The 25,542-nt window shown below is 59.1% G+C and carries 26 protein-coding genes; 15 read left to right on the top strand and 11 right to left on the bottom strand.

Annotated features, from left to right (window positions below; translation table 11 throughout):
* Window positions 1–29: 29 nt before the first annotated feature.
* The 3 genes from AC2FFA_RS16070 (at window position 30) to AC2FFA_RS16060 (ending at window position 3,274) form a co-directional block, all read left to right on the top strand.
* Window positions 30–545 carry a DUF3035 domain-containing protein gene (locus AC2FFA_RS16070; RefSeq protein ID WP_117871842.1) on the top strand — a complete coding sequence of 172 codons (516 nt, stop codon included), beginning with the start codon at window positions 30–32 and terminating at the stop codon, window positions 543–545.
* An 81-nt stretch (window positions 546–626) separates the two neighbouring features.
* Complete coding sequence (locus tag AC2FFA_RS16065; RefSeq protein ID WP_496674671.1) at window positions 627–1,967, top strand: M16 family metallopeptidase; 1,341 nt, start codon at window positions 627–629, stop codon at window positions 1,965–1,967.
* Window positions 1,964–3,274 carry a M16 family metallopeptidase gene (locus AC2FFA_RS16060; RefSeq protein ID WP_496852382.1) on the top strand — a complete coding sequence of 437 codons (1,311 nt, stop codon included), beginning with the start codon at window positions 1,964–1,966 and terminating at the stop codon, window positions 3,272–3,274. The genes AC2FFA_RS16065 and AC2FFA_RS16060 overlap by 4 nt, the downstream gene beginning before the upstream one ends.
* Before the next feature lie 22 nt (window positions 3,275–3,296).
* On the opposite strand, the gene AC2FFA_RS16055 is transcribed toward AC2FFA_RS16060, so the two are convergent.
* From AC2FFA_RS16055 to deoC, 3 genes are all read right to left on the bottom strand, one after another.
* Window positions 3,297–4,106 (bottom strand): SDR family oxidoreductase, encoded by an 810-nt coding sequence (locus AC2FFA_RS16055; protein ID WP_496852381.1) that lies wholly within the window; start codon window positions 4,104–4,106, stop codon window positions 3,297–3,299.
* Between the two features lie 24 nt (window positions 4,107–4,130).
* Entirely contained in the window at window positions 4,131–6,464 is a 2,334-nt protein-coding gene (locus AC2FFA_RS16050) for an aldehyde dehydrogenase family protein (RefSeq protein WP_496852380.1), read from the bottom strand.
* A gap of 74 nt (window positions 6,465–6,538) precedes the next feature.
* Window positions 6,539–7,537 (bottom strand): deoxyribose-phosphate aldolase, encoded by a 999-nt coding sequence (gene deoC / locus AC2FFA_RS16045; protein ID WP_496852379.1) that lies wholly within the window; start codon window positions 7,535–7,537, stop codon window positions 6,539–6,541.
* A 198-nt stretch (window positions 7,538–7,735) separates the two neighbouring features.
* Between deoC and AC2FFA_RS16040 the strand changes: the two genes are divergently transcribed.
* The 6 genes from AC2FFA_RS16040 (at window position 7,736) to AC2FFA_RS16015 (ending at window position 15,046) form a co-directional block, all read left to right on the top strand.
* On the top strand, window positions 7,736–8,689 hold the full coding sequence (locus tag AC2FFA_RS16040) for a metal ABC transporter solute-binding protein, Zn/Mn family (protein WP_496852378.1): 954 nt from the start codon (window positions 7,736–7,738) through the stop codon (window positions 8,687–8,689).
* Window positions 8,690–8,692: 3 nt separating this feature from the next.
* Complete coding sequence (locus tag AC2FFA_RS16035) at window positions 8,693–9,496, top strand: metal ABC transporter ATP-binding protein (RefSeq protein WP_117871854.1); 804 nt, start codon at window positions 8,693–8,695, stop codon at window positions 9,494–9,496.
* Window positions 9,497–9,499: 3 nt separating this feature from the next.
* Complete coding sequence (locus AC2FFA_RS16030; protein WP_299899466.1) at window positions 9,500–10,705, top strand: metal ABC transporter permease; 1,206 nt, start codon at window positions 9,500–9,502, stop codon at window positions 10,703–10,705.
* Window positions 10,702–11,631: a metal ABC transporter permease gene (locus AC2FFA_RS16025; RefSeq protein ID WP_496852377.1), complete on the top strand. Its 930-nt coding sequence runs from the start codon at window positions 10,702–10,704 to the stop codon at window positions 11,629–11,631. The genes AC2FFA_RS16030 and AC2FFA_RS16025 overlap by 4 nt, the downstream gene beginning before the upstream one ends.
* A gap of 262 nt (window positions 11,632–11,893) precedes the next feature.
* Complete coding sequence (gene mutL / locus AC2FFA_RS16020) at window positions 11,894–13,759, top strand: DNA mismatch repair endonuclease MutL (protein ID WP_496852376.1); 1,866 nt, start codon at window positions 11,894–11,896, stop codon at window positions 13,757–13,759.
* A 57-nt stretch (window positions 13,760–13,816) separates the two neighbouring features.
* Window positions 13,817–15,046, top strand: coding sequence for a DNA recombination protein RmuC (locus tag AC2FFA_RS16015; RefSeq protein WP_496852375.1), 1,230 nt, complete (start codon window positions 13,817–13,819; stop codon window positions 15,044–15,046).
* Between the two features lie 3 nt (window positions 15,047–15,049).
* Here AC2FFA_RS16015 and AC2FFA_RS16010 read toward each other — a convergent pair whose 3' ends face one another.
* Genes AC2FFA_RS16010 through AC2FFA_RS16000 form a run of 3 tightly spaced genes read right to left on the bottom strand, consistent with a single transcriptional unit; the run spans window position 15,050 to window position 16,818 of the window.
* A complete protein-coding gene (locus AC2FFA_RS16010) occupies window positions 15,050–15,454 on the bottom strand; it encodes a hypothetical protein (protein WP_496852374.1) in 405 nt (134 codons plus the stop codon).
* Window positions 15,455–15,500: 46 nt separating this feature from the next.
* Window positions 15,501–16,151: a ChrR family anti-sigma-E factor gene (locus AC2FFA_RS16005; protein WP_496852373.1), complete on the bottom strand. Its 651-nt coding sequence runs from the start codon at window positions 16,149–16,151 to the stop codon at window positions 15,501–15,503.
* 10 nt (window positions 16,152–16,161) lie between these two features.
* On the bottom strand, window positions 16,162–16,818 hold the full coding sequence (locus tag AC2FFA_RS16000; RefSeq protein ID WP_117871868.1) for a sigma-70 family RNA polymerase sigma factor: 657 nt from the start codon (window positions 16,816–16,818) through the stop codon (window positions 16,162–16,164).
* A gap of 146 nt (window positions 16,819–16,964) precedes the next feature.
* Between AC2FFA_RS16000 and AC2FFA_RS15995 the strand changes: the two genes are divergently transcribed.
* From AC2FFA_RS15995 to AC2FFA_RS15975, 5 genes are all read left to right on the top strand, one after another.
* Window positions 16,965–17,738 carry a DUF1365 domain-containing protein gene (locus tag AC2FFA_RS15995; RefSeq protein WP_496852372.1) on the top strand — a complete coding sequence of 258 codons (774 nt, stop codon included), beginning with the start codon at window positions 16,965–16,967 and terminating at the stop codon, window positions 17,736–17,738.
* Between the two features lie 86 nt (window positions 17,739–17,824).
* A complete protein-coding gene (locus tag AC2FFA_RS15990; protein ID WP_117871872.1) occupies window positions 17,825–18,142 on the top strand; it encodes a DUF3775 domain-containing protein in 318 nt (105 codons plus the stop codon).
* A 153-nt stretch (window positions 18,143–18,295) separates the two neighbouring features.
* Complete coding sequence (locus AC2FFA_RS15985; protein WP_299899451.1) at window positions 18,296–19,363, top strand: hypothetical protein; 1,068 nt, start codon at window positions 18,296–18,298, stop codon at window positions 19,361–19,363.
* Window positions 19,364–19,489: 126 nt separating this feature from the next.
* Window positions 19,490–19,717, top strand: a complete 228-nt coding sequence (locus AC2FFA_RS15980; RefSeq protein WP_299899449.1) for a YjiS-like domain-containing protein — start codon at window positions 19,490–19,492, stop codon at window positions 19,715–19,717.
* 59 nt (window positions 19,718–19,776) lie between these two features.
* Window positions 19,777–19,980, top strand: a complete 204-nt coding sequence (locus tag AC2FFA_RS15975; RefSeq protein WP_496852371.1) for a hypothetical protein — start codon at window positions 19,777–19,779, stop codon at window positions 19,978–19,980.
* A 91-nt stretch (window positions 19,981–20,071) separates the two neighbouring features.
* Here the strand turns inward: AC2FFA_RS15975 and AC2FFA_RS15970 are convergent, their stop codons facing one another.
* Genes AC2FFA_RS15970 through AC2FFA_RS15950 form a run of 5 tightly spaced genes read right to left on the bottom strand, consistent with a single transcriptional unit; the run spans window position 20,072 to window position 23,842 of the window.
* Window positions 20,072–21,214 (bottom strand): saccharopine dehydrogenase family protein, encoded by a 1,143-nt coding sequence (locus tag AC2FFA_RS15970; protein ID WP_496852370.1) that lies wholly within the window; start codon window positions 21,212–21,214, stop codon window positions 20,072–20,074.
* A 22-nt stretch (window positions 21,215–21,236) separates the two neighbouring features.
* The gene (locus AC2FFA_RS15965) at window positions 21,237–21,485 is read right to left on the bottom strand and encodes a SemiSWEET family sugar transporter (RefSeq protein ID WP_117871884.1); all 249 of its coding nucleotides are present in this window, start codon (window positions 21,483–21,485) and stop codon (window positions 21,237–21,239) included.
* 12 nt (window positions 21,486–21,497) lie between these two features.
* Window positions 21,498–22,544, bottom strand: coding sequence for a saccharopine dehydrogenase (locus AC2FFA_RS15960; RefSeq protein WP_496852369.1), 1,047 nt, complete (start codon window positions 22,542–22,544; stop codon window positions 21,498–21,500).
* Window positions 22,545–22,558: 14 nt separating this feature from the next.
* Window positions 22,559–23,173, bottom strand: a complete 615-nt coding sequence (locus AC2FFA_RS15955; RefSeq protein ID WP_299899439.1) for a glutathione S-transferase family protein — start codon at window positions 23,171–23,173, stop codon at window positions 22,559–22,561.
* A gap of 18 nt (window positions 23,174–23,191) precedes the next feature.
* On the bottom strand, window positions 23,192–23,842 hold the full coding sequence (locus tag AC2FFA_RS15950) for a histidine phosphatase family protein (protein ID WP_299640004.1): 651 nt from the start codon (window positions 23,840–23,842) through the stop codon (window positions 23,192–23,194).
* 136 nt (window positions 23,843–23,978) lie between these two features.
* On the opposite strand from AC2FFA_RS15950, the gene AC2FFA_RS15945 reads away from it, so the two are divergent.
* Window positions 23,979–25,166, top strand: a complete 1,188-nt coding sequence (locus AC2FFA_RS15945; RefSeq protein ID WP_496852368.1) for a Zn-dependent hydrolase — start codon at window positions 23,979–23,981, stop codon at window positions 25,164–25,166.
* Window positions 25,167–25,542: the final 376 nt, after the last annotated feature.

The following is a 25,542-nucleotide window of genomic DNA, read 5'->3' as shown; positions in this document are numbered from 1 at the left end:
AAAGCCCCTGAAACAGGCTGGAGACACCAATGCGGATGCCGCGCGCCCTATTTGTTTTGACTGTTGCTGCTGCGGTTGCGGCGTGTTCGAATCCTGGTCTTCGGGATCTGGCGCCTCCGGGTCCGGGTCCGGATGAGTTTTCGGTGTTGCCTGTAAAACCACTGACTCAGCCTCAGGATTATGCCTTCTTGCCTGCGCCTACTCCGGGTGGCGCAAACCTGACTGATCCGAACCCCAATGCCGATGCTGTGGCTGCACTGGGCGGCAATGCCGCTGCACTAAACCCGAATACGGCTGTGCCATCCTCGGATGCAGCGCTTGTCACGGCGTCCAGCCGCTATGGTGTTTCCCCCGATGCGCGGCAGGTGGTCGAGGCTGATGACGCCGCGTTCCGCAAACGCCGGGGGCGCTGGACCGGTCTGCGCCTGTTCCCGGTCGACCGCTATAGTCAGGTTTACGAAAAACAATCGATCGATCCGTTCGCGGAAACAGAAGCTGCCCGTCGGGCTGGGATCGAAACCCCATCTTCGCCGCCGGGTGAATAATTCTTAACTTTCCGTCATCGGGCTTGAACCCGGGCCGCGTCACCGTAGTTTGAATACCAGAAACGAAACGGAGGATGCCCTATGGTTCGGGCCCTGGCCTTGTCGGCTGCCCTGATCGCTGCCACCCCGGTTTTTGCCGAGGACGGGAAAGAAGCGGTCACCACATTCACATTGGACAACGGAATGGATGTCGTTGTGGTCGAAGACCGCCGCGCACCAGTCGTACAACACATGGTCTGGTACCGTGCCGGATCCGCAGATGAGCCGATCGGATCGTCAGGTGTGGCGCATTTTCTGGAACACCTTCTGTTCAAAGGCACCGACACGCTGGCCCCGGGTGAGTTTTCGGCCACCGTGGCGGCCAATGGCGGCAACGACAACGCCTTTACCTCGTATGACTACACCGCATATTTTCAGCGTGTCGCTGCCGACAGGCTTGAGCTGATGATGCGGATGGAATCCGATCGGATGCGAAACCTTCGGCTGAATGAAGAGGATATTCTGACCGAACGGGACGTGATTCTTGAGGAACGCAACCAGCGCACCGAAAACAATCCGCGCGCCCTGTTCGGCGAGCAGATGAGTGCGGCTCAGTATCTTAACCACCGCTACGGCGTGCCGATCATCGGCTGGATGCACGAGATGGAGGATCTGGACATGGAGGACGCGCTATCGTTCTACCAGACCCATTATGCACCCAATAACGCCATTCTGGTGGTCACGGGCGATGTTGATCCCGACGAAGTCCGCGCGCTTGCCGATCAGTATTACGGTGTGATTCCCGCCAACCCGGACCTGCCCGAGCGGGTGCGGTCACAGGAACCGCCGCAAACGGCCGAGCGCCGTCTGACCTTCAAGGACCCGCGCGTGGCCCAGCCTTACGTTCAGCGCAGCTATCTGGCACCGGAACGCGATCCGGGCGAACAGGAGAAAGCAGCGGCTCTGTTCTTGCTGGCCGAATTGCTGGGTGGAAGCACCACCTCTTATCTGAACGAAAAGTTGCAGTTTGATCAACAGAAGGTCGTCTATGCCGGGGCGTTCTATCGTGGTGTTTCGCTGGATGACACGACATTTGATCTTATTGTCGTTCCGGCCGAAGGTGTTTCCCTGCAAGAAGCCGAAGACGAAATGGATCAGGCCGTGGCAGATTTCATTGCCGAAGGTGTGAACGAAGACGATCTTGGCCGCATCAAGATGCAGTTGCGCGCGGCCCAGACCTATGCGCGCGACAATGTGGACGGCATCGGCAACCGCTATGGCCGGGCCCTGACCAGCGGTCTGACGGTCGAAGATGTGCAGGCCTGGCCCGAGATCCTTCAGGCCGTGACCGGAGATGAGATCATCGCCGCAGCCCGCGAAGTTCTGCAACCAGAGGCGTCGGTCACCGGCTGGCTGATGCGCGATGACGAGGTGACGCAATGAAACGGTTTATTGCAACGCTGATTGCCTGTTTAGTCGCCCTGCCGGCTTTGGCCGAGATCGAGATAGAAGAAGTGACCTCGCCCGGTGGCATCAAAGCCTGGCTGGTCGAGGATCATTCCATCCCATTTGCCGCGCTGGAACTGCGATTCCGTGGTGGCACATCGTTGGACGACCCTGACAAACGCGGCGCGGTCTACCTTATGAGCGGGCTGATCGAAGAAGGTGCGAGCGACATGGATGCGCGGACCTATGCCCGTGAGCTGGAGGCTCTGGCCGCCTCATTCCGATACAATGCCGGCGACGATTCAGTTTCGATTTCCGCGCGTTTTCTGTCCGAAAACCGGGATGAAGTGGTTGATTTGCTGCGCACAACGATCCACGAGCCGCGTTTTGATCAGGATGCGGTTGACCGGGTGCGCGCGCAGATTCTGTCGGGTCTGCGCTCGGACCAGACTGACCCGAACGAAATCGCGGGGCACAGTTTTGCGCAGATGGCCTATGGAGATCATCCCTACGGATCTGAAGGGAAAGGCACCATTGAAAGCGTCTCGGCCCTGACGCGTGACGACGTGGTCGCGGCTTATGAAGGCGTCTTTGCCAAGGATCGCCTGTACGTGGCGGCCGTCGGCGATATCACGGCAGAGGAACTGGGTTTCCTGCTTGATACCCTGCTCGGCGACTTGTCGGACACCGGAAAGCCCATCCCCGGCAAGGCTGATGTCAACATTTCCGGCGGCGTCAGTGTTGTCGAATTCGACACGCCTCAGTCCGTGGCCTTGTTTGGTCAAGCAGGGATTGATCGGGACGATCCGGATTTCTTTGCAGCTTTCGTTCTAAACCACATTCTTGGCGGTGGCGGGTTTGAAAGCCGACTGATGCAGGAGGTGCGAGAAAAGCGCGGTCTTACCTATGGGGTCGGGACTTATCTGGTGCCCAAGGATCTGGCCTCGGTCTACCTTGGATCCGTGTCCTCTGCCAATGACCGTATCGCCGAAGCCATCGACGTAATTCGCGATGAATGGGCGCGCGCGGCCACTGAGGGTGTGACGCAAGAGGAACTTGATGACGCCAAGACCTATCTGACCGGCGCCTATCCGCTGCGGTTTGACGGCAACGGACAGATTGCCGGGATCATGGTTGGGATGCAGATGGAAGGTCTGCCGATCGACTATATCGCCACCCGGAATGACAAGGTGAACGCGGTGACATTGGAAGATGTAAACCGGGTCGCCGCCGAACTGCTCGACCCGGATGGTTTGCATTTTGTTGTCGTTGGCAAACCGGTTGGCATGGAAACAACGAACTGAACCTGTGGGGGTAAGCTGCGGCTTACCCCTTTTTCATGCTCCGCAGCATCTGCCCCATCATCTGGCCGAACTTGCCTGAGCCACGCTGATACAGCGCTCCGTCAACAGCCAGAACCGTACCACTGATGTAACTCGCCATGTCCGAGCTGAGGAACAGGCAAGCGTTGGCCACGTCCTGCGGCCGGCCCCAACGGCCCAGCGGCACGTCGCGGCGCAAGGCCTCACCAGCATCGGGAGTCGGGGCAAGGCGCTTGGCGCCTTCCGTGCCTTCGATGAAGCCCGGCACGACCGAGTTCACGCGAATGCCCTCCACACCCCATTCCATCGAGAGTGTGCGTGTAATCTGGTCGACACCTGCCTTGGCGGCGCAGACATGTGCCTGACCCTCATAGGGTAGATAGGATTGCGGGGCCGAGATGTTGATGATGCTTGCACCCGGGCGCTTAAGGTATGGATATGCCCCCTTCATCACGTGGATCGTGCCCATCAGGTCGATATCGATCACTGTCTTGAACGCGTTGACTGACATTTCAGCAGCCAATGCCGGAAAATTGCCCGCCGCACCCGAGATCAGCACATCGAAATCACCAAATGCGTCGTGGAACTGCTTGAGACCCGCCGCCACCGCATCAGGGTCACGCACATCGAACGCCGCCCCGATCGCATCCTGTGCACCAGCGGCTTTCAGCGCGGCAACGGTGTCATCGACCTTTTCCTGCGACCGACTGGCAACGGCCAGTTTGGCACCTGCGGCCGCGAAAGCCTCGGCAATGCCGCGGTTGATACCGCTGGTTCCGCCGATGACGATGACGGTTTTTCCCGAAAAATCCATATAGGCCTCCCTAGGCGGGGAGCCCTACTCGCCGTAGGGCACCCAGATGTTTTTCACTTCGGTCGAAGCCTGAAGGAAGCGGCGGGAATGGTCCATGCCCCAATCAAATGCCGTCGCGTTATTGACCCATGTCCGTTTCAGGTTCCCGGCAGAGACGACCTCGATCTCCTTCGACAGGTCGGTGGACGAGAACGACCAGACCGCATCCACATTCAGGTGCGAGGCCAGCGGTTTCGCCAGCTCTGCATGGCTGCCGGTCAGGATGTTGACCACACCCGCAGGCACGTCAGAGGTCTCGAGGATCTGGTAGAAGTCCGTCGCGGCCAGAGGGTATGGCTCGGACGTCACCAGAACTGTCCGGTTGCCCATCGCAATCGCAGGCGCCATGGCCGAGACCAGACCCAGCAGCGGCGCCTCGTCCGCACAGAGCGCGCCGATCACGCCCACCGGTTCCTTCATCGCAATCGCCACGCCCCGGATCGGAACGCCATGCACCTGACCGTCATACTTGTCGGCCCAGGCAGCGGCGGTGAACAGGCGCTGGATCGCGGCGTCGACCTCTTTCGCGCCGTCCTTGCGGCCGGTCATCGCGTCGATGCGCCCGACGAATTCATCCGCGCGGGCCGAGAGGTTCTCGCCGATATAGTACAGGATCTGCGCCCGCAGATGGCCGGTGGTCTTGGACCAGCCCTTGGCCCCCGCCGCGGCCTCTACCGCGTTTCGGACGTCCTTTCGGTTGGCAAGGCCCACGTGGCCCAGCAGCCCCGCCTTACCCCAGACCGGCTTCGAATAGCCGCTGTCAGGCCGCGCCTGCTTGCCTCCGACATACATCTTGGCCGTGCGGTCGATCGGATCTACCGGCGCACCTTCGCCGGTGACTGCTTCGACCTTCGCCAGCGGTTTTGCCTTGCCTTTGGGCTTGGTGTACGCGGCCAGTCCTTCCCAGCCTCCTTCTCGACCAAAGCCGCTTTCGCGTACACCGCCAAACCCGGCGGCTGCGTCGAACAGGTTGGTGGCGTTTACCCAAACCACGCCCGCGACCAGCTTGGGAGCGATGTCCAGCGCAAGGTTCACGTTCTCGGTCCAGGCCGTCGCGGCCAGCCCGTAACGGGTGTTGTTGGCCAGTTCGACTGCCTCTTCCGGGGTGCGGAAGGTGGACGAGACCAGAACCGGGCCAAAGATCTCCTCCTGCATCAGAGGGTCCGAGGTCTCCAGGCCCGAGATCAAAGTCGGCGGATAGTAACACCCGTTCGCAGGTAAATCACACGCGGCCTGGTGAACGTGACCAGCAGTGTTGCTTTCGACCATGCCTTTGATGGTCTGCAACTGAACCGGGTCGACCACGGCGCCCACGTCGATGCATTTGTCCAGAGGATTGCCGACACGCAGCTTGTCCATCCGGGCACGCAGCTTGTCATGGAAACGGTCGGCGATGCCTTCCTGCACCAGCAGGCGCGAGCCCGCACAGCAGACCTGACCCTGATTGAACCAGATCGCATCGACCAGACCTTCGATGGCTGAATCAATATCGGCGTCGTCAAAGACGATATAGGGCGACTTGCCGCCCAGCTCGAGCGTCAGGGACTTGCAGGAACCGGCGGTGGCCTCGCGGATGCGGCGGCCCACTTCGGTCGAACCGGTAAAGGCGATCTTGTCCACGTCCGCGTTCACGATCATCTCGCCCACTGCGCCGTCGCCTGTCACGATGTTGACCACGCCCTTGGGCAGACCGGCCTGCTGGCAGATATCGGCAAACACCAGCGCGGTCAGCGAAGTGTATTCCGCCGGTTTCAGAACAACCGTATTGCCCATCGCCAGTGCAGGCGCGATCTTCCACGCCAGCATCAGCAATGGAAAGTTCCACGGGATGATCTGGCCGCACACACCCAGTGCCTCAGCGTCTGGCAGCTCGCTTTCCATCAGCTGGGCCATGCCCGCATGAAAATAGAAATGCCGCTGCGCCAGAGGGATGTCGATGTCACGCGATTCACGGATCGGCTTGCCGTTGTCGAGGCTTTCCAGCACGGCAAACAGGCGCGAATGCTTCTGCAACAGGCGCGCGATGGCGTAGAGGTATCGCGCACGGCCCGCGCCACCCAGTTTTTCCCACTTGGGTTGCGCTTTGCGCGCGGCGGTCACGGCAGCGTCCACGTCTGCCTGTTTCGCTTGCGTCAGCTTGGCCAGAACCTCTCCGGTCGCCGGGTTGCGGCTTTCGAACCCCTTGCCGGGTTTGGTAAAGGTACCATCGATATAGTGTCCAAACTTGTCGCCCTGATCGACCAGCCAGGCCAACGCCTCGGCAGCGCTTTCGGGGGCGGGTCCGTATTCCATGGTTTCGAAAATCTCTTTGACTGTCATAGTTCTTGTCCTTTTCCGGGGCTTCGCCCGTTCAGCGCTGAAATCGTTCCACCGGAACGAGTTCCGGGCGCGCCTCACCCCATGGAGTGACGGTAACCGGCGGAGTAAGCGCCTGTCACATAGTGTTCCAACTGCCGCTCGATATCGCCCAACAGCGACGAGGCGCCAAAGCGGAACAGGTCGGGTTGCAGCCAGCGGTCGCCAAGCTCGTCCTTGATCAGCGACAGGTAGACCAGCGCGTCCTTGGCCTTGGAAATCCCGCCCGCAGGCTTGTAGCCCACGCGATAGCCGGTGCGGTCGTAATAGTCACGGATCGCCCGGATCATCACCAGCGACACCGGCAGGGTGGCGTTGACGCTTTCCTTGCCGGTCGAAGTCTTGATGAAATCCGCCCCCGCCATCATGCAGACCAGCGAGGCGCGCGCAACATTACGCAGGCTGCCCAGTTCGCCGGTGGCGAGGATGGCTTTGACATGCGCATTACCGCAGGCCACACGGAAGGCCTTCATCTCATCGTACAACGCCTGCCAGTCGCCCGACAGCACATGTCGACGCGAGATCACGATATCGATTTCCTCGGCCCCGGCTTTCACGCTCTCTTCAATCTCGGCCACGCGCAGGTGGAAGGGGGACAGGCCCGCCGGAAAGCCGGTCGAAACGGCTGCGACAGGAATCCCGGTGCCTGCCAGGGCATCCACGGCGGGTTCGATCATGTCGTGATAGACACAGACCGCCCCGGTGGTGATCGGTGGCATATCCAGCGCTTGCAGCACTGAAGGGGCAACAGGTTGCCGTGCCTTGGCACACAGGCGGCGCACGCGACCCACGGTATCATCGCCTGACAAGGTGGTCAGGTCGATCATCGTGATCGCCTTCAGCAGCCAGGCTGCCTGATATTCCTTTTTGACCGACCGGCGGCCCGGCAGGGTCGCGGCGCGGCGCTCGATAGCCGAGGTATTGGCCTGAATGGCGCGCACCCAGTCCAGATCCAGATCCATGCCAGGGTTCCGGGATTCGGTCACTTGCGGCAGATGCGCGGTGCGCACGGGGCTTTCTGAGCTCTGCGTATCCATTGTCACGTCCTTTGGGAGGTTTGCGACAAAATCGCACGGGAGACCGGGGAATGGAAGATGTAGACGGGCAATGATTGGAAAAATTTTGACCAAATGGACAAAAAAACGACTTTCTTGCGAATAATTCGCATTAGCGTTGACTTACTTGCGAATGGTTCTCATATTCAGTTCAACAGGAAGCAAAAGCTGAGGTCGAAGATGATTCGCCGGAATTTTCTTGCAGTATTGGCGCTGGCCGTATCCCTGCCAGTCACAGCCTGGGCCGATGCACCCCTCAAGGTGGTGGCCACGACGGGCATGATTGCCGACGCGGCACGTCAGGTCGGCGGTGATCAGGTTGACGTCAGGGGATTGATGGGTCCCGGCGTCGACCCGCATGCCTATCGCCAGACCCGCAGCGATATCGTGGCGATGACGCGTGCGGATCTGATCCTGTGGCATGGCCTGTACCTCGAAGCACAGATGGAAGATTTCTTCCATGACCTTGATCGCAAGCGAACCGTGGTTGCAGTTGCCGAAGGAATCGATAAGTCGAAGCTGCGCGCGCATGACGATTATGCGGACAAATATGATCCGCATGTTTGGATGACGCCCGAGTTGTGGCGGGACGTAGTGCTTGAAGTGCAAGCAGCCCTCACCGAGGTACGTCCTGAAGCGGCCGAGGTTTTTGCGGCGAACGCGCAGGCACACCTGGCAGGTATCGATCGTCTGACAGCCTATGCGGACAAAGCTCTGGCGTCTGTTCCGGACAACAACAAGGTTCTTGTCACCGCCCATGATGCCTTTGGGTATTTCGGTGAAAGCTTCGGATTCGAGGTTCTGGGAATTCAGGGCATCTCAACCCAGTCCGAGGCTGGTCTGAACCGGATTGGTGAACTGGTCGATCTGCTGGTTGACCGGAAGATCACGGCTGTTTTCGTCGAAAGCTCGGTCTCGGATCGTTCAATCCGCGCGCTGATCGAGGGCGCGGCTGCCAAGGGACATGAGGTGCACGTGGGGGGCGAACTGTTCTCGGACGCCATGGGTGAAGAAGGAACCTATGAAGGCACTTATGTTGGAATGTTGGATCACAACATTACGGTCATTGCCAGTGCTTTGGGTGGTGATGTGCCGGATCGCGGAATGGACGGAAAACTGTCGGCGGGGTTTTGATCGATGCTGGATCTGATTAGCGACGAAGGTATGACCGTTGACGACAACGGGTTGGTCGACAGCCCCCTTGCCCTGCGCGGCCTGACGGTCTCATACGGGCAGAAACCTGCGGTGTTTTCAGTCGACATGACCGTACGGCCCGGGGCGATGACCGCGATCATCGGACCGAACGGAGCCGGGAAGTCCACATTGCTCAAGGCGGCGCTTGGCATCGTTTCCCCCCTGTCAGGTCAGGTGACCGTGTTTGGCCAGCCATTGGACACGCAGCGCGCACGCATTGCCTATGTACCTCAGCGCGCCAGCGTGGATTGGGATTTTCCAACGCGCGTCATCGACGTGGTTCTGATGGGCCTGTCGCGCGAACTTGGCTTGCTGGGCCGTGTGCGTGCCCGCCACAAGGCGTGCGCGATGGATTGTTTGCACCGTGTTGGAATGCGGGATTTCGCGGATCGCCAGATCGGGCAGTTGTCCGGCGGGCAGCAACAACGCGTATTTCTGGCGCGCGCGCTGGCGCAGGGCGCTGATCTGTACCTTCTGGACGAACCTTTCGCAGGCGTGGATGCGGCCACCGAGAAAGCTATCATCTCGGTGCTGAAATCCCTGAAAAAGTCGGGCAAGACGGTTGTCGTGGTGCATCACGACCTGGCGACCGTGACCGACTATTTCGACCACGTCTTCCTGATCAATACACGTAAGGTGGCCGAGGGACCGGTGGCCGAGGCCTTCACGGCGGAAACATTGCAATCAGCATATGGCGGTCGACTGGCAACCGCGCAGATCGATCAGATATCGCGCGCGCTGGGGTAACGCATGCTTTGGGATGCTCTGACTCTTCAACTTGGTTACAACGCCACGCTGGTTGCCATCGGTGCAACCTTGCTGGGTGTTTCAGCCGGAGTGACGGGGACATTTCTGTTCCTGCGCAAGCGCGCTTTGGTCAGTGATGCAATCAGCCACGCGACTCTGCCAGGCGTCTGTCTGGCTTTCATGGTGTTGGTCGCGCTGGGAGGGGACGGGCGCAACCTGCTGGGCCTGTTGACAGGATCGGCCATCTCGGCCTGGATCGGCCTTCTCTGCATGAACTGGCTGACGCGTCACACGCGTTTGGCCGAGGACGCCGCCATCGGAGCGGTCCTGTCGGTTTTCTTCGGCTTTGGCATCGTGTTGCTGACTGTCATACAGACGATGGGCGTAGGCCGTCAGGCCGGATTGGAAGGCTTCCTGCTAGGGTCTACTGCCGGGATGCTCTGGGCTGATGCAATGATCATTGCAATCGGGGGGGCGGCGACGCTGCTGATGGTCATGATCATTCGTCGCCCAATGATTCTTGTCGCCTTCGATCCCGAGTTTGCTGCGGCCCGCGGGTTGCCGGTGCACAGAATTGATCTGGCCATGATGGGTTTGGTCATGGCCGTCACAGTGGTTGGCCTTAAAATCGTGGGTCTGATTCTGATCGTGGCTTTGCTGATCATTCCCGCCGTGACCGCGCGGTTCTGGTCCGAACGCTCGGACCATGTTGTTCTTCTTGCCGGAGTTGCTGGCGGGCTGGCTGGTTACATTGGCGCGGCCATTTCGGCCTCGGCGCCAAACCTGCCGACAGGGCCGATCATCGTTCTGGTCAGCTTTGCCTTCTTTGTCGTGTCTTTGTTTTTTGCACCGATACGTGGCGTTTTGGCTGCGGTGTTACGCCATCTGCGCTTCCAGCGTCGGGTGCATATTCGTCAGGGTCTTTTGGCCTTGGCGCAAGGGCAAAAGATTTACGAGCCCCTGACCCTGCGCTTGCTGCGCCGCGCTGGGCTGGTGCGCGCGGACGGCGTTGCGACCGACATCGGCAAAGCCCGCGCGGCCAAGGCGTTGCGGGACGAAAAGCGTTGGGAAATCGTGCGCGCAGATCAGGCGCATGAGGCGACAGCCGCGCTTTATGATGGGTTACGGGACATCGAAACCGTCCTGACCCGCGATCAGATCGCCGAGATAGACCGCCGCATCGGCGGGCCAATGGGGGTGCCGGTATGAGTGGTGAAGAATTCGTCCCCCTGTCTCTGACGCCGTTGTTGATCGGTACATTCGCGGCCATTGCCTGCGCATTACCTGGCAATTTTCTGGTGTTGCGCAAACAGGCATTGATCGGAGACGCGATCAGCCATGTGGTGCTGCCGGGAATTGTTGTGGCGTTTCTGATCACAGGGACGATATCGACCTGGCCGATGATGCTGGGCGCGGCAGGCGCTGCCGTTGTGGCCGTGGTGCTGATCGAAGCCATTCGCCGATTGGGTCAGATCGAACCCGGGGCCGCCATGGGCGTGGTCTTTACCACCATGTTCGCCGCGGGCGTCCTGTTGCTTGAGCAGACGGATACGTCGACGGTGCATCTGGATGTGGAACATGCGCTTTACGGCAATCTCGAAAGCCTGATCTGGCTGGACGCCACCGGATGGTCGTCCTTGCTGGACACAGAGGCGCTGTCCGGGATGCCCCCGGAATTACCCCGCATTGCGCTGACACTGGTCGGTGTATCTTTGTTCACATGGCTTTTCTGGCGGCCGCTGAAGATCTCTACCTTCGATGAAGGCTTTGCTCGGACCATTGGCATACGCACCGGCGTTCTGGGCATGGCACTGGTTATCACCGCGGCAATTGCGGCGGTGGCGGCTTTTGACGCGGTGGGCTCGATCATCGTGATCGCCATGTTCATCTGCCCGCCCGCCGCGGCACGGATGTTGACCAACCGGCTGGAAACGCAGATTGCCTGGAGCGTTGTGTTCGCCATTGCCGCGGCGGTGTCGGGCTATGTACTTGCAGGCTATGGCCCGCTGTGGCTGGGTGGTGCGGATGCCGTCAGCGCGTCGGGTATGATCGCCACGATGTCAGGCCTGATTCTCGCTTTGGCAGCGATGTTCGGCCCCTGCCGGGCTCGGATCGGCGCTCACATGTCTGTCTGATCGGGCATTTTCCCGCCACTCTTGCCCATACGCCATCGGCCAAACTCTGCCCAGAAACTGAGCGGGAAAATCTTAAGCAGATTTTCCAACACGTGCATGATACATCCTGCCCTATTAATTAGCTGAAACACACCACTCACTTGGCACGTCCGGGTGATCCGGAATGAGGACTCGTTCGCGGACACCCGGACGCCCCCTCCCTTCAAAACGTACTGTTCAAACCGGTGGCAGAATCGTGCGCGATTATGCTAGGTCTAGGGGTATGGCCCAGGCAAACCCCAATATCGGCGAAAAACGCCCCGTGATTAAGCAGCTCGATGATGCCGCAATCAACCGCATCGCGGCTGGTGAGGTGGTGGAACGACCGGCCTCGGCGGTCAAGGAACTGGTCGAGAACGCAATCGATGCAGGGGCCACCCGGATTGCCATCGATGTTGCCGATGGTGGCAAGACCCTGATCCGTGTCACGGATGATGGGTGCGGTATCTCGGCGGAAGATCTTCCGCTGGCCTTGTCCCGCCATGCCACGTCAAAGATTGACGGGTCGGACCTGCTGAACATCCACACTTTCGGCTTTCGGGGCGAGGCTCTGCCGTCCTTGGGGGCCGTCGGGCGTCTGACCATAACCAGCTGCGTTCCCGGCGCGGATGCGGCGCAGGTGCACGTCGCGGGTGGCAAAATGGATGCGGTCAAACCCGCCGCACTGCGCACGGGGACTGTGGTCGAACTGCGCGATCTGTTCTACGCCACACCGGCCCGCCTGAAATTCATGCGCACCGACCGGGCCGAGGGGCAGGCAATCACCGACATAGTGAAACGGCTGGCCATGGCCGAATCTTCCGTGACATTTACCTTGCGAGATGTGTCCGGTGGCGGAGAGGGTCGCGTGACTTTTCGCGCAGATCGCGAGAACGGAGACCTGTTTGATGCGCTCCACGCCCGACTGGCCCGCGTGATCGGGCGCGAATTTGCAGAAAACTCCTTGCAGATTGATGCCACACGTGAAGGCATCCGTCTTTACGGCTACGCCGCCCTGCCGACCTATTCGCGGGGCGCAGCCGTGGCACAGTACCTTTTCGTCAACGGACGCCCCGTGCGCGACAAGATGCTGACCGGCGCGCTGCGGGCGGCTTATTTCGATTTCCTGAGCCGCGACCGCCACCCGGCTGCGGCTTTGTTCATCGACTGCGACCCCACGCTGGTTGACGTGAACGTCCACCCTGCCAAATCCGAGGTCCGGTTCCGAGATCCCGGTATTGCGCGGGGACTGATCGTTTCCAGCCTGCGCCATGCTTTGGCGGAAGCCGGGCACAGGGCATCCTCGACCGTCGCGAATGCGACGCTGGGCGCAATGCGGCCGGAACCGGCACAGCCGGCACCTGCGCGGGTTTATCAGATGGATCGCCCGTCGCCTGCCGCGCGCACGGAGGCGTTTCGTCCGCAGGCTCCGGGATTTGCCGAACTGGCCAACGACTACAGTGGCAGCATTGTCGAGCCGACTCCGATTGCACAGGTCGCCGAGATTCAGGAGCAACCTCAGGCGCAGGATCTGCCGCTTGGTGCAGCCCGCGGACAGGTGCATGAGAATTACATCATTGCTCAGACCGCCGATGGCATGGTGATCGTTGATCAACATGCTGCACATGAACGGCTGGTTTATGAAAAGCTGAAAACGCAGATGGCCGAGAATGGCGTCGCGGCGCAGGCACTGCTGATTCCGGAAATCGTGGAATTGTCCGAAGGGGATTGCGCCCGCCTGATGGCCGTCGCAGATGATTTGACGCGCTTTGGCTTAACCATCGAACCCTTCGGTGGAAGCGCCATTGCCGTACGCGAAACCCCTGCCATTCTGGGCGAAGTCGATGCGCGGGCGATGATCCTCGATATCCTGGATGAAATCGCGGATCAGGGTGAAAGTCAGATGGTGCAGTCAAGGATCGAGGCGATCCTCAGCCGTGTGGCCTGCCATGGGTCGATCCGATCCGGTCGACGGATGCGCGCCGAAGAAATGAATGCCCTGCTGCGCGAGATGGAGGCGACGCCGCATTCCGGCCAGTGCAACCATGGGCGACCAACTTATGTGGAACTTAAACTCAGCGATATCGAACGCCTGTTCGGACGCAGTTGATCTGGTTTCAAACATGGCTTAACAAGATAGAAACAAAACGAGAACAAGCTGAACCCCATGATCCAGATTGCAGGCACTGAGATGGCGTTGAATGATCCCGCGATACTGACCGTGGGTGGCGTGGTGGCGTTGATTCTGCTGCTGCTGTTCCTGTCGTTGCGGGCGGCCAACCGCTCGGCCCGGTTGGCGGAACCTCTGGCGCGGCAGATGGCGCATCTGGGTCAGCACGTCCAGCAACTGGGCCAGGGACAGGAACAGTTGCGCGGCGGCCTTCAGCATGTCTCGGACACTCAGGCCAACGCGCAGATGCAGGTGATTCAGACGGTCGAGGCGCGTTTGGCTTCGGTCCAGCAGCAGATGAATGACCGGCTGGCGGATAATGCGATGAAATCGGCGCGTGCGCTGGCCGAGATGCAGGAACGGATGAAAGAGACGTTGCATGGCTCGTCGAAACAGACGGCGACCTCGCTGACCCAATTGCAGGAACGTCTGGCCGCCATCGACAAGGCGCAGGACAATATAACCAAACTGTCGGGCGATGTGCTGTCTTTGCAGGATATCCTGTCGAACAAACAGAGGCGCGGGATGTTCGGGGAAATCCAGCTGAACGATATCGTGTCCAAGGCGCTGCCCGCTGACAGTTATTCGCTGCAGGCCACATTGTCGAACGGCAGGCGGGCGGATTGCCTGATTCACCTGCCGAACCCGCCGGGACCGATCGTGATCGACGCAAAATTCCCTTTGGAGGATTTCGAGGCGCTGGCCGCTGCGCAGACGAAGGCGGATGTCGATAGATGCCTGCGGGCATTCGGCGCAGCGGTGAAAGTGCATATCAATGCGATTTCCGAGAAGTACATCCTGGATGGGGAAACCGCGGACGGTGCTTTGATGTTCGTGCCGTCCGAAGCGATTTATGCCGAGCTGCACGCCCGTCTTCCCGACGTTGTACGCGAGGGGTTCGCCGCGCGGGTCTGGATCGTGTCCCCGACCACGTGCATGGCCACGCTGAATACCATGCGGGCGATCCTGAAAGATGCGCGTATGCGCGAACAGGCCGGTGCAATACGCAAAGAGTTGGGGCTGCTGCATAAGGATGTGGACCGCCTGGGTGATCGCGTCTCGAACCTGGATCGTCATTTCGGGCAGGCGGCCAAGGATATCTCAGAGATCAAGATCAGCGCCGAAAAAGCAGGCCGCCGTGCGCAGCGTCTGGACAATTTCGACTTTGAAGAAATCGAGACGAAGGCCGAAACTGACGTTGTGCCCCTTGCAAGACACGAAGGTTGAAATCTATTGGATGGACAGGTCTAGATTGTACCCTACGGTTTTACCGGTGTCCCTATCATTGCCCATCAGATAGACGCGGATCGTATAGTCTCCATCGTCGGGCAGATTGATCCGGGCGGTGTTGCCGTCGATCGATCCGTTATAGATCGCGACACCGTCGCTGCCCGGCGGCAGGATGTTGAAATAGATCACGCCGTTACCATTGGTATCGCTGACCTGAAGATCGGCAAACATCTCCTGCCCGGTTTTGGCGCCAAGCGTATAGTCGAAGTACCCATCTCCCGAGATGGTCCCACTGACCATGGTTCCATAATTGCCGGGCTGAAACTGAACCTCGGCCGACATTTGGGCCGAGACGACGGGCGCGACTGCAACGAGAAGGACGGATACAAAAAGTCTTCCGAACATGATCATTCCTTTCAAAACACGCCTTGCGCGGGGATCGCAGGTAAAGTCAGATGCGCAGGAAGGGCTGGAACAGGCGCGGCATCAGCTTGTTGAACTTCAACGGTGCATCCGTAACCGCCAGACAAATGCAATCTTCCGAAATGTCCGCCAAAGGTGTGTGTTCCAAATCCTCGTCTGCGATCTCGACGTCGCCACGGGCGAAGTGATCCACTTCGTCCGAGAAAGCGCCCTGAAGCACCATCGTCAGTTCCATTCCATGATGCCCGTGATCAGGAACGGCAGCACCGGCTGGAATGAGCAGCAAGCGGGCCGTCGCGTCCTTTGTCGTCGGCAGGATGACTTGCTTTACGCCCATGCCGACGGGTCTCCAGCGGATATCAGAGACAGTCCCGCCGACATAGTCCTGCAAGGGCGCCGGCAACACTGGGCAATTCGGACGCGCAGGTTTCGCCGCTGGTGCGCCTTTGGCGATTAATGCCATTGTCGCGGCCAGAGATGTATCACTCATGGCGATGGATTCTGTCTGTTCCTCCAGAACATGTCCACCTACGGCGTCGTAACTCCCGGCCCGCGCACGGCAATGGTCGCACAGAGACAGATGCGTCGCGACCATCAGGTCGAAGGCTTCGGGCAGACTTCCTGCGGCATATGCCATCAACAGGTCATCTGTCAGGTGATGTTTGATCGACTTACTCATGTTACCCATCTCAGTTCATCGCATGGCGCAAGCGGTCCAGCGCCAGCCTAATTCGTGACTTGATCGTTCCCAGCGGCAAGCCGGTCTGTGACGCGATTTCCCGATGGCTCAGATCACCGAAATACGCCTTTTCGATCAGTTCTCTCTGCGCGTCCGGCAGCGCTGTCAAAGCGGTGCGCAGCTGCGCGGTTTCCTGTTGCAGCGCGATGACATCGTCCTGCTCAGGCTCGGCCTCGGGACCCCACCACAGATCTTCGGGTTCGGGGCGGCGTTGCTTGCGCAGAACGTCAATGCGCTTGTTCCGAGCGATGGTGAACACCCAGGTGGCCACCGTTGCCCGCGTCGGGTCGAACAGATGGGACTTGCGCCATAAGGTCGCCATCACCTCTTGGGCGCACTCTTCCGCCATCGCGGCGTCTGACCCTGACTTCATCAGGAACGCCTTGATGCGCGGCGCGAAATGCTGGAACAGCTCGGCAAATGCCGCCTGATCCTGCTCGTCGCGGATGCGCCTGACGTGGTCCACCCATTCGGTTCTCGTCTCGCGCCTGCCGTTGGTTCCGTTCACCCGTCCACCCTTGATGCGTTTCTTTTCGCGCCGAGGCTGAAGGGCGGCCGGTTGAGCCGCAGGTTCGTCCAAGGTCACGGTATCGATCTCGGTAAACATAACCTCAATACGGCGCGTTACCCAAGCCGGATCACTTTATAGGGACATTATGATCCAATTTGTGCAAATTTCCGTATCAAGGTTATCGGCATCTGAAGAAATTCAGTGCAGTTAAAGGTGTTTACGAGAAGGCCGGAAAGCAACGGATGACGCAGGAAATAGACCATATCGCGGGCCACACCTACCACGGGCGCAAGGGCGCGATCGAAAACGCGTTTCGTTACTCGGTCGACTACATTCTGCTGGATCCCGAAGCAGCACAGAACACGCCCTTGCTGTTTTCGGTTGATCGCGCGAATGTCACGAACTGGCGCACCAGAGATCATGGAGGAGAGCCAGGTCGGGGCGAAGGCGCGCTTTGGCTGCGTGCGCGTTTTGATGAGATGTCGGTACAACAACCGGCGCGCTTCGAGTTGCTGACCCAACCTCGCGTTTTTGGGCACGTCTTCAATCCCGTCAGTTTTTGGTTCTGTTTTGACGACAGTGACCATCTTTATGCCGTGGTCGCCGAAGTCACCAATACTTATGGCACCCGCCATAGCTACCTGTGTCACAAACCCGATTTCTCGGCCATCGAACCGACTGACAGGGTGGTGGCGGACAAGCTGATGCATGTCTCACCGTTTCAGAAGATCGAAGGCAGTTATACGTTCCGCTTTGACTATCGCCCGGATCGGGTCGGCGTCTGGATCGACTATGGCCGCGCTGGCGGTGGGCTGATCGCGACGCTGACCGGACCGCGGCAGCCCCTGACCAACCGGGTGATCCTGTGGTCCTTGCTGCGGCGACCATTTGGCGCCCGGAGAACCTTTGCACTGATCGTCTGGCAGGCTTTCAGGCTGTGGTTGAAAAAAGCAACCTTTCGCCCGTTTCGCAGGCAACCGGTACCGGACCAGCCGGTTTCACGGGCGCGGCACTAGGGCCGTTGTTTGCGTAAGATCAAAGACTCGGGTGGTGTTCGGTGATTGTGATGGCATGACAACCGCGAACACGAGGAACATGATCCATGTTGGAAATATCGGCAAGAAAGGTCGCTCAGATAGCCATGATGGGGCGCGAGCTAAACCGGGCAGAAGGTGAAATGCGCGCCTTTATCGAACGTATGAGCGAAGACGAGCAAGCCGAACTGGTTGCCATCATGTGGATCGGCCGCGAAAGTTTTTTCGCCGAAGATCTGGCCGAAGCGATTGCCACTGCCAAGGCCGAGGCCTCAACCCCCTGCGCCGACTACCTGATCGGTACTCCGCACATGTCCGATCATCTTGAGAATGGTTTGGATGCGTTGGGGATATCGGCCGAGGACGTCGAAAATGATCTGATGTAGACGGGACCCAAGGTCATGAAGCAATCTAAACCGATAGTTCGCCCCTAGACCAAGCCACCGACGTTCAAGAAATGGCATATGCTCTCAAATTGAGTTAGTTTACAACCTACGAACAGGGTGGGTTTTGGATTTAGGGGCAGGAACTTGCGACGTATGACACGGCTTTTCGGGTTCTTTGTCTCGATTTTTTTGGGGACTACGAGCGTCCGACCTGTGGAGGCATGCAGCATCTGTCTAACTTTGCCGGAGTTTACGCTTGCTGACCGCATACTATCGGCGAACGTAGTTATTCTGGCACGGCCAGCGTTTGATAACGCTTTTAAGTATCAGCCGGTTACCATTATCAAAGGAACTCAGGGAAAGCTTTCGTCGCTACCAGATATTCCCTTTCTCATTGATAGCGCAACACGCGCGGCATTTCGATCAGATACTGAGGCCCGCGTTTTGCTGATTTACGGCACCGACGACATCGATGCCGCCGGTCGCGGGTTTTCGCGGAGCTGGAAAAAGGTTTTTCGGATTACTCCGGAACGGGCTCGGTTTTTGGACGCACTTCAGACCAACGGGCAAAACTGGATTCTGGGTGAAACGAAAGACATCGAACGAGTGACTTTCTTTGGCAGCTTTCTCACACATTCCGACCGGATATTGCGTGATACGGCGATGGTCGAGATCAGTCGTGCACCATACGAGTTAGTTCGTGCCGCTGGACTGGCTGTACCAACGGAGCAGCTGTTACAGGAAGTTCAGACATTACAGCGGTTCAACTATGCGCCGGTATCGATCAGGCTACTCGGGTTACAATCGGACGCAACTGCGGTTTCTATTGTTCGGTCGCGATACAAGGCGCGGCTACAGAACGGTGGGGTGCATCTGGAGGAGTGGGCACTCGCGGGAATTGAAGCGGACAGTTCAGAAGCCCTTGCCAGGATCGAGGCAGCTCTTACTCAAGCGACTTTGTCATTTGACGAAAAAAGCAGCTTGATCCGAGCCCTGTCTGATGCGGGCACGTCGATGCCCGAACATCGTGCTAAAATATTGGAGATCTATGGCCGCGTATTAGATCGTGATACTTCACTGGCTGCGCAAACCGCCATTGCGGTTCGGTATTGGGACTTTTCTCCTTTGCAACACAGGTTCGATGCTCTCCTTTCCGCTGGGAACATCGATCCGGCGACGCGTTTTGCCATTCAGACAGTCTTGCCCACCGAAAGCAGGTAAAGTCGGGTCCGGCACTAGCGCAGGATCTTTAAACGCACGTTAATGTTTTGGAATGGCGTCCTTAACGAATGCCTCCTTTATTTGATGTCAGGAAGACAATGACATCAAGTTCAGGAGGAGAAAGACATGTCACATACACAAACGTTCGCAGGCCGGGGTGGCCTGCTTGACGGTCTGTTTTCAAACTATGCGGATGCAAAGGTTGAGCATTTCCGCCGCCGGATTTTCTCGAAAACCGTGCGGGATCTGGAAAAGCTTGATGACCTGCAACTGGCCGATATCGGCGTCCAGCGGGATCAGATCAAACGATGCGCATATGAGAGTGTTTATAACAACAAGCCTTACCGGCAGTGATGAAGCACTCAGCGTGACCTGAAACCAATTCCCGTGATCCTGTTAGTGAGGTTACCAGTATGTTCGACGTCATACCGCCCACCAATCAATCGGCTCCGGCTGCCAGCGCGCTTTTGCTGTTCGATCGTGCAATGCGAATCCGTTCGATCAGCCCTGATATTGTCCGCGCAGCGCAGCATCTGAATGCAATGACCGATCATAAATTGTCAGAGCTCGGAATCAACCGCAGTGATATCGAAGATACTATCCAGCGGTATATCTAAAGGTCGGGTGAGAGAAACCCGAATGAGTACAACATGCATAAAGAAGAACAATGAAAGCCATTCCAGACTGTCTGGAATGGCTTTTTTGCATTCAGGCCGTGTGATCGACGATTTGCAGATGCTGGGCCAGCCTGTTGATTTCGCTCATCCACCCCTGCACCAGCTTGGGATCACTGGGGGCCGCGTGAACTCCGGCCGGGATGGCGCGGTTCAATACGGCCTCGACGGCAAGTGAGACCGGAATGGACACCAGACGCGCCATCGCCGTCCCACGCTCATCCCCCCAGGCGTCCATGACATAGGTCTTGTGCCAGACGGGGATACCGTTTTTCTCGGCCTTCAATCCCACGCACAGTACAACGCGATCAGGCTCGCCTTCGTCATAGGCGTTTTCCTCCCAGAACTGGTCCGACATCTCTTTCAGACGCGCATCTCCTTCGGGACCAGACAGGGTTTCGATCTCGGTGAACACTTCCGACCACGCGTCGGCCCAGCCGTTCAAGCGCAGGGTGCCGCGGACGAATTCCTTGACCGGCCAGTGATCCTCGAAATGGTATTGCGCCATGAAGGGGATCGAGTCGCGGTTCGGATAGACTTCGAAGCTTTCCGGCGCTGGCAGCGGGGCAATGTAGCTGCTGATTGCATCCCACGGGCGGGTTACGTCCAGCGGCGCGTAATCGCGGATCGACTTCGACGGCGACCGCAGTGCTTTCAGCACGCCCAGCGGCGACCAGCTGAACTTGTATCGGAACGGGTTCGGATGTTTGGGAATGCCACCGCAATATGAGATGAAGCTGAGGTGGTTTTTCGGATCGAATGAATCAGAACTGCGGTAGTCGTCGATCAGCGCATGCGCCATCAGGTGATCGATGCCCGGGTCCAGACCGACCTCGTTGACCAGTGCGACACCGGCCTCGCGCGCCTTGTCATCCAGCGCGCGCATCTCGGGCGCGATATACGAGGACGAGACGAAATTGGCTCCTTTCGAAATCGCCAGTTCTGCCAGCGGCACGTGCCAGTCGCCCGGCAGCATCGAGACGATCACATCGCCCTTCTCCAATACAGCGCCGAGCGCGTCGGTGTCGAAGGCGCGGATGTCGTCGGTCAGGTCTCCGACCTCGGCCTTGGCCTTTTCGATGGTCCGGTTCCAGACGGTGACCTTATGGCCGCCTTCGATCAGGCGGCGCAGGCCGGGAATGGCCGAGAGGCCGGTGCCACACCAATGAATGGTCATTAGAAAACTCCTCTGAGGCTGTTCAGCCGAACTTCAATTTCGCGGTCACAATCGCACCGACAAGAAGGATCGATATCACATTGCCGAGGATCAGCGGCCACGCCGAGATCATCAACCCATAGATCAGCCACAAAGTCAGGGTGGTCAGAATCAACAGGTTTGCGGGCAGAGACAAATCCTTGGTCTCGCGGCTGCGCCAGGTTTTCAGGGTCTGCGGCAACCAGCAGATGGTACCCAGAACCGCCGCCGCCCCTCCGATCAGGTGTTCCATGCGTGTGCTCGCCTAAACATGTTTGTTGAACTCGTCCCGCGCGCGACCCCAGACACCCTTTTCCAGATCGGTCAGGGTCAGCAGGGACGGCAGAAGCTGCGCCGCGTAGTCTTCCGAGCTTTCAACCGGCAGCATAGACGGAAGGTTGTCGATTGCCATCACGTCCATCACCGGGTCGGTGGCCACGCGCAGGGCGGGTGCTTCCCATGTGGTGGCGCGGTCATAGACGGGCACCGGGTTGTAGTCGCTGTCCGGGTCGCAGGCCACGTCGCCGATGGCTGTCAGGTTGCGGCGGGCTGTCAGCGCCTCGCGCGGGACAAAGACCGGAGTGCCGGGCCGCGCGAAAATGCAGTTCAGGAACAGATCATGGTCAAGGATTTCTGGGAAAGGTCCACCGCTGGCCGTCTCGGCCATGTCCCATTTGGTGACCGCGACGCCCATCGCCACACACAGGTCTGCGGCACCGGTGCCGACGCGGCCCAAAGCTCCGATGACGATGGCGCGCGGGCGCGTTGCACCGGTGGCGTCAAGCTCATCCCGAAGTTCCGCATTCAGCGCATCCTTGCCAGCGTACACGCCAACGGGCGGGCATATCCCGCCTCGTTGCTGCGCCGCCCAGGTCTTGAGCGTCACGGCAGCACCCGCATAACCGGCCCAATACCCGAATGCCGCGACCCGGCGACCATCCTCATTCACGAGGTATTCCAGATCATAAAGCGTGCCGCCACCGGCCTTGAACCGCTCCAGCAGCTTGCGGCCCGAATGCTGGCCCTTGTAGGCGTGGCCGAACATGATGTGGCGGTGGGGCAGGGGTGTACCGTCTTCGGGTAGCTCCTTGAGGCCGAAGATAATCGCGTCCAGCGGGGCATCGGGCCAGGAATTCTCGGGCGCGATCTCGCAGCCAGCGTCCTTGTAGCCGTCCAGTGGGATGGCGCGGGCATGGCTTTCCTCGACCGTCACGCGGATGCCAGCCGCGATCAGCGCGGCGGCACCTTCCGGTGTCAGCCCAACCCGTTCTTCGTTCGGGCGCTGTTCTGCCCGGACCCAGAGATGTGTCATCTTACTTCCTTTTGTCAGAGCATTCCGGCGGCACGCACCGCCTGAACCGAGGGACGTGCCTCCATCGCCTCACGGAAGGCGACGATTTTGGAAAAGGCCGAAACATCGACTCCGTCGCCTTCAAGCCAGCTGCACACCACGAACAGGTAAGCATCGGCCAGCGAGAACGCCTCGCCCAGCACAAATGGTCCACGCAGCCCGCTCAACGAGATGTAAGTGCAGGATTCGGTCATCGTTTGCGCGACCTTGTCTTTCATGTCCTTCCAGCTGGATTTCTTGTCGGCCCAGCGGTGCCCGCGCAACTTGTGCGCATGATTCACATGCATGGTCGAGGCAAGGTAGAACATCACTTCGCGCATCCGCGCGGCCATCACCGGATCGGGAGGCACCAGCCCTGCTTCGGGGGCCTTGGCGGCAACAAACTCCAGCAAAGCCCCGGTCTCGGTCAGGATGCCTCCATCAACGACCAGCGCCGGAACGCGGCCCTTGGGATTGATCTGTTTGTAGGCCGGTTTCGTCTGCTCGCCCCCGGCGAAGTCGAGCTTGATTGCTTCGTATTCCAGTCCGGCCTCTTCCAGGGCAATCGCAACAGCGACCGAGATGGTACGGGGTGCATAGTAGAGCTGCATCAGGCGTCTCCGGTCTGGTTACAGGTGGGTCTGCGCGAACTGTCGGTCAGGGGCTTCCAAATGCGGTACGGCATTGAAAAGAACCGGGCTCAGTTGAGCGCCAATCGGGTGCAGACGATGCATTGACGTGTTCATGATGGCAAGGGCCACCCGTGCCATTGACGGGATATCCAACCCCATCGCCTGACGCACCACCATCGAAATTAACCCGCCTGAGGTCACGACAATGGCCGATCCGCCCTCGGTTCCGATCTCGTGCAGCGCGTCGCGCACGCGCGTCTCGAATTCTACGAAAGTTTCCGGCGGGTTCTCAATTTCGCCATTGGCCCAGGCCGCAAACGTTTTGGGCAGATGTTCGACAAAACCTTCGCGGTCCGTGGGGATCGCGACACCGTGTTGGTCCTCGAACAATTGCGCCAGCGTGAAATACTCGATCTCGTTCAGTCGTGCGTCGCGGATTGGATTGGGCAAGTCCATACTGGCCGCTGTCTCGGCGTGGCGGGTCAGGGTGCCGCAATAGACCCGGGTATAATGGCTGCGGGTATCACGCAGATGCGCCCCCAGCCAGCGGGCCTGCTGATGCCCCAAGTCGCTGAGCCTGTCGTAACTTACCTCGTCCCGTGCTGTTGTGTTTGCCTGCCCGTGACGCACCAATGTGATATGTGACATGTCGGTCCCTCTTGCGCCGAAGTCTTAGGGCAGGTTCCCCTCCGGTGCCAGAGGGGTTTCATGTCCGTTGAAAAAAACCTCGCCCCTTTTCTGTTTCTGGCTATGGTTCGCCCCGAACAAGTCTTCGGAGGGGTTTATGACCGTCGATCACATGCGTTTTCTGACCGACCTGCATAAGTTGCGTGAATTCGGTGCCTCGGGTGTGGGCAAGGGGGTTGTCCGCCCCGCCTATTCGGACGCGGATATCGCCGCGCGCCAGTGGCTTGCCGGACGTATGCGCGAAGCAGACCTGACCCCGCAGTTTGACCCGGTTGGCAACCTGTTCGGATTGGTGACCGGCCCCTCGCTGCTTTTGGGATCACATTCTGACAGTCAGCCTGAAGGCGGCTGGCTGGATGGTGCGCTGGGCGTTATTGCCGCGCTGGAAATCGCACGTTCCAGCGACCGGCCCGTTTCGGTTGTCAGCTTTCAGGACGAAGAGGGGCGGTTTGGTGTGACCACTGGCTCGGCCGTCTGGTCGGGCGGGTTACCTCTGGAAAAAGCCGATGTGTTGACGGATGGGGCCGGTGTCAGCTTTGGCCAGGCCCGATCATCCATGGCAGACCTGGCGCAAGGTTTCGTGGACCCGTCCCGTTTCACTGGCTTCATAGAGATGCATATCGAACAGGGCCCCTCGCTGGACGCGTCTGGAGGCCAGATTGGCGTGGTCACCGATATCGTTGGCATCCGCGATATGTCGATCACCTTCGAAGGTCAGCAGAATCACGCCGGCACCACTCCCATGCACCTGCGTCGTGACGCATTTCAGGCCCTGTCCCTGTTCAACACCCGGCTCAATGAGTGGTTTCGCAATGTTGTCACCCCGCAGACTGTCTGGACTATCGGGCGGGTCGACCTGCATCCAAACGCATCGTCCATCGTGCCGGGACGGGTTCGCTTCTCGATGCAATGGCGCGATGGTGATGCAGACCGTTTGGCCCGGATGGAGGAGATCATTCGAGCGTCAGCTCATGAGACGGCCGAGGAACTGGGACTGAATTTGGACTACGACCCGATGCTGGGGCTGGAACCCGTCGCCATGGATCAAACCTTGCGCCGCGCACTCGAAAACGGTGCGGAGCGGGTCGCTCCGAATAGGTGGCGCACAATGCCGTCAGGGGCCTTGCACGATGCCACCAACGTTTCTCGATTGATGCCGGTCGCGATGGTGTTCGTGCCCTCGATCGGCGGAATCAGCCATGACTTTGCCGAAGATACGGCAGAGGCCGATTTGATTGCGGGGCTCGAAGTTCTGGATCATGCCGTGCGGACACTCTCCACTTGAGCGTCACTTTGCAAAATACTGCCGAAGAAGATGTTGCATCAGCGGAGAAGTCCCTCTTCTTGGCTTTTGGCAAGATGAATGGATTTTTTACCCGGTGAAAACGAGGACTGTTGCCTAACGGAAAAAAGTTTCCTATAGGAACATTCATGGTGCATGCGTCTGTATACCGCCTCTTCTTCGGATCGGTGTTTCACAAAAAACCGGGTGGAATCATTGCATTCTATGCGGCTTGGGGCAGACTGACTGTCATGCATTTTGACCTTTAAATAATCGGAAGTTGGCCGGATCATGACGTCACCGAAACGCACGCCTCTTCACTCGTTGCACGTTGCTTTGGGTGGTAAGATGGTTGATTTTGCTGGGTGGGAGATGCCTG

The organism is Ruegeria sp. YTSB088 (assembly GCF_059609825.1).
The sequence above is the reverse complement of the archived record's forward strand: the minus strand, read 5'-3'. Positions and strand labels throughout refer to the sequence as shown.

Bases quoted from the DNA above. Each gene is read 5' to 3' on its own strand.
- AC2FFA_RS16065 (WP_496674671.1), top strand. From the start codon at position 627: ATGGTTCGGGCCCTGGCCTTGTCGGCTGCCCTGATCGCTGCCACCCCG.
- AC2FFA_RS15975 (WP_496852371.1), top strand. From the start codon at position 19,777: ATGTTCGACGTCATACCGCCCACCAATCAATCGGCTCCGGCTGCCAGC.
- AC2FFA_RS15965 (WP_117871884.1), bottom strand. From the start codon at position 21,485: ATGGAACACCTGATCGGAGGGGCGGCGGCGGTTCTGGGTACCATCTGC.
- AC2FFA_RS15955 (WP_299899439.1), bottom strand. From the start codon at position 23,173: ATGCAGCTCTACTATGCACCCCGTACCATCTCGGTCGCTGTTGCGATT.
- AC2FFA_RS16025 (WP_496852377.1), top strand. From the start codon at position 10,702: ATGAGTGGTGAAGAATTCGTCCCCCTGTCTCTGACGCCGTTGTTGATC.
- AC2FFA_RS15990 (WP_117871872.1), top strand. From the start codon at position 17,825: ATGTTGGAAATATCGGCAAGAAAGGTCGCTCAGATAGCCATGATGGGG.
- AC2FFA_RS15985 (WP_299899451.1), top strand. From the start codon at position 18,296: ATGACACGGCTTTTCGGGTTCTTTGTCTCGATTTTTTTGGGGACTACG.
- AC2FFA_RS16050 (WP_496852380.1), bottom strand. From the start codon at position 6,464: ATGACAGTCAAAGAGATTTTCGAAACCATGGAATACGGACCCGCCCCC.
- AC2FFA_RS16015 (WP_496852375.1), top strand. From the start codon at position 13,817: ATGATCCAGATTGCAGGCACTGAGATGGCGTTGAATGATCCCGCGATA.
- AC2FFA_RS15995 (WP_496852372.1), top strand. From the start codon at position 16,965: ATGACGCAGGAAATAGACCATATCGCGGGCCACACCTACCACGGGCGC.
- AC2FFA_RS16060 (WP_496852382.1), top strand. From the start codon at position 1,964: ATGAAACGGTTTATTGCAACGCTGATTGCCTGTTTAGTCGCCCTGCCG.
- AC2FFA_RS16030 (WP_299899466.1), top strand. From the start codon at position 9,500: ATGCTTTGGGATGCTCTGACTCTTCAACTTGGTTACAACGCCACGCTG.
- mutL (WP_496852376.1), top strand. From the start codon at position 11,894: ATGGCCCAGGCAAACCCCAATATCGGCGAAAAACGCCCCGTGATTAAG.
- AC2FFA_RS16005 (WP_496852373.1), bottom strand. From the start codon at position 16,151: ATGAGTAAGTCGATCAAACATCACCTGACAGATGACCTGTTGATGGCA.
- AC2FFA_RS15970 (WP_496852370.1), bottom strand. From the start codon at position 21,214: ATGACCATTCATTGGTGTGGCACCGGCCTCTCGGCCATTCCCGGCCTG.
- AC2FFA_RS16040 (WP_496852378.1), top strand. From the start codon at position 7,736: ATGATTCGCCGGAATTTTCTTGCAGTATTGGCGCTGGCCGTATCCCTG.
- AC2FFA_RS15980 (WP_299899449.1), top strand. From the start codon at position 19,490: ATGTCACATACACAAACGTTCGCAGGCCGGGGTGGCCTGCTTGACGGT.
- AC2FFA_RS16070 (WP_117871842.1), top strand. From the start codon at position 30: ATGCGGATGCCGCGCGCCCTATTTGTTTTGACTGTTGCTGCTGCGGTT.
- AC2FFA_RS16035 (WP_117871854.1), top strand. From the start codon at position 8,693: ATGCTGGATCTGATTAGCGACGAAGGTATGACCGTTGACGACAACGGG.
- AC2FFA_RS16010 (WP_496852374.1), bottom strand. From the start codon at position 15,454: ATGTTCGGAAGACTTTTTGTATCCGTCCTTCTCGTTGCAGTCGCGCCC.
- AC2FFA_RS15960 (WP_496852369.1), bottom strand. From the start codon at position 22,544: ATGACACATCTCTGGGTCCGGGCAGAACAGCGCCCGAACGAAGAACGG.
- deoC (WP_496852379.1), bottom strand. From the start codon at position 7,537: ATGGATACGCAGAGCTCAGAAAGCCCCGTGCGCACCGCGCATCTGCCG.
- AC2FFA_RS15950 (WP_299640004.1), bottom strand. From the start codon at position 23,842: ATGTCACATATCACATTGGTGCGTCACGGGCAGGCAAACACAACAGCA.
- AC2FFA_RS15945 (WP_496852368.1), top strand. From the start codon at position 23,979: ATGACCGTCGATCACATGCGTTTTCTGACCGACCTGCATAAGTTGCGT.
- AC2FFA_RS16055 (WP_496852381.1), bottom strand. From the start codon at position 4,106: ATGGATTTTTCGGGAAAAACCGTCATCGTCATCGGCGGAACCAGCGGT.
- AC2FFA_RS16000 (WP_117871868.1), bottom strand. From the start codon at position 16,818: ATGTTTACCGAGATCGATACCGTGACCTTGGACGAACCTGCGGCTCAA.